The sequence below is a fragment of the Rhizobium sp. PEPV16 genome, assembly GCF_008919455.1.
Classification (GTDB): Bacteria; Pseudomonadota; Alphaproteobacteria; order Rhizobiales; family Rhizobiaceae; genus Rhizobium; species Rhizobium leguminosarum_Q.
Genome location: NZ_VSZV01000129.1, coordinates 1 through 2,119 on the forward strand (window position 1 = coordinate 1; position 2,119 = coordinate 2,119).

The 2,119-nt window shown below is 63.2% G+C and carries 3 protein-coding genes; all 3 read left to right on the plus strand.

Annotation, left to right across the window (positions count from 1 at the left end; all coding sequences use genetic code 11):
- Positions 1–16 precede the first annotated feature (16 nt).
- The gene (ureE, locus tag FY112_RS02200) at positions 17–607 is read left to right on the plus strand and encodes an urease accessory protein UreE (RefSeq protein ID WP_072637421.1); all 591 of its coding nucleotides are present in this window, start codon (positions 17–19) and stop codon (positions 605–607) included.
- A gap of 6 nt (positions 608–613) precedes the next feature.
- Complete coding sequence (locus tag FY112_RS02205) at positions 614–1,285, plus strand: urease accessory protein UreF (protein ID WP_017961736.1); 672 nt, start codon at positions 614–616, stop codon at positions 1,283–1,285.
- Between the two features lie 90 nt (positions 1,286–1,375).
- Positions 1,376–1,987: an urease accessory protein UreG gene (gene ureG, locus FY112_RS02210; protein ID WP_003542294.1), complete on the plus strand. Its 612-nt coding sequence runs from the start codon at positions 1,376–1,378 to the stop codon at positions 1,985–1,987.
- Positions 1,988–2,119 lie beyond the last annotated feature (132 nt).

A 2,119-nucleotide genomic window follows, 5' to 3' on the forward strand; every position in this document is an offset into this window, starting at 1 on the left:
GAAAAACGGACATGTCATGCAGCGCGTCACCTCCTATCTTCCCGCCGGAACCCCTTCCTCCCACCCAATCGCCCAGGTCAAGCTGCCGCATGATCTGCGCCATCTGCGCCGCAAGCTGCTGCATCTGGAAAATGGTGAGATGGTCATGCTCGATCTCAAGGATCCGGTGCTTTTCGCCAATGGCGACCTGCTGGTGCGCGACGACGGCGAACTGATCGAGATCCTCGCCGCCGACGAGAAACTCTTCGAAATCCGCGGTCGCGACCGCACCCATCTGGTCGAGCTCGCCTGGCATCTCGGCAACCGGCATCTTGCCGCGCAGATCGAGGAAGACCGCATCGTCATCCTCCGCGATCATGTCATCCGCGCCATGCTGCAGGGCCTCGGCGCCGTCGTCCTCGAGATCGACGAGCCGTTCCAGCCGGCGCGCGGCGCCTATCATTCCCAAGGCGGGCATTCGCATGGGCATGACCACGATCACAATCATGACCACGGGCATGACCACGGGCATGATCACGGCCATGACCACGATCACGAACATGGCTACGAGCATGAGCATGAGCACCGCCACGATCGCGGTCATGATCATGACCACAAGCACGACTGAGTCTTGATGACCAGGGATCGCGAGCTGCAGGCATTGCTGCGCCTGACGGCATGGCTCTCGCCGGCCTTTCCTATCGGAAGCTTTGCCTATTCGGGCGGGCTGGAGCGGGCCGTGGCCGACGGGCTCGTTACGGATGCGACCTCGCTTGCGGCCTGGATCGGCACGCTGGTCGGGAATGGTTCGGCCTGGAACGATGCGGTGCTTCTGGCCGAAAGCCACAGGCAACAGGCAGAACCCGCACGCCTTGCCGAAGTCGCTGCACTCGCCGAGGCGCTGGCCGGATCACGCGAGCGGCATCAGGAAACGATGTTGCTCGGTGAGGCTTTCCTCGCAGCGGCGCGGGCCTGGCCCGACGGGGTGTTCGAGCGGCTACCTGACAGGGTCGCGTATCCCATTGCGGTCGGGGCGGTGACGGGCGCCCATGGCATAGGGCCCGAGAAGGCGCTCGCCGCCTTCCTGCATGCCTATGTCTCACAAGCGGTTTCATCAGGTATCCGCCTCGGTGTCGCCGGGCAACGGGATGGCCTCGCCGTTCTTGCCGGTCTGGAAGACCGTATCGCGGAGGTCGCCCGGCGGGCGGCAGCCTCGACGCTCGACGATCTGGGTTCGGCGACAGTGCAGGCCGATATTGCCAGCCTGCGCCACGAGACGCAGGCGACACGGCTGTTCCGTTCGTGATTGTCCGAAATTATCGCTGCGGCTGCGTCATTTGACGGTGGCGCGGGCGGGCGGCTTCGCTATCATCGGGGTTCGATTGGAGTAAGGCATATGAAATCAAGAAACGGACCTTTGCGTGTCGGCATCGGCGGGCCGGTCGGCTCCGGCAAGACGGCGCTGACGGAAAAGCTCTGCAAGGCGATGCGGGACGACTATTCCGTCGCCGTCGTCACCAACGATATCTACACGACAGAGGATGCCGAGGCGCTGGTGCGCATGCAGGCATTGACTTCGGACCGCATCGTCGGTGTCGAAACGGGTGGCTGCCCGCATACAGCCATCCGCGAGGATGCGACGATCAATTTGCAGGCGATCGCCGGCTTGAACCAGCGGATCCCCGATCTCGACGTCGTCTTCATCGAATCCGGCGGTGACAATCTGGCGGCGACCTTTTCGCCCGATCTTGCCGATATCACCATCTATGTCATCTCCGTTTGCCAGGGCGAGGAAATCCCGCGCAAGGGCGGGCCTGGCATCACCCGGTCGGACCTGCTCGTCATCAACAAGAAGGATCTGGCGCCCTATGTTGGCGCGGATCTCGAAGTGATGGACCGGGATGCGACGCGTATGCGCGCTTCGCGCCCCTTCGTCTTCTCCGACATGAAGCGCGGCGACGGCGTCAGCTCGATCGTCAGCTTCCTCAGGGAGCAGGGCGGGCTCTAGAGCCTTTCCGGGTTAGATTGAAACATTCTGCCGGAGCAGGTTTTCGTCAGGGCAGAGGCGATTGGCGACGGGCATACCTCTTGGTGCGTCCGAGCCGATCGCCTCTGATCCTGGCGCAAAGATGCCCGGCCC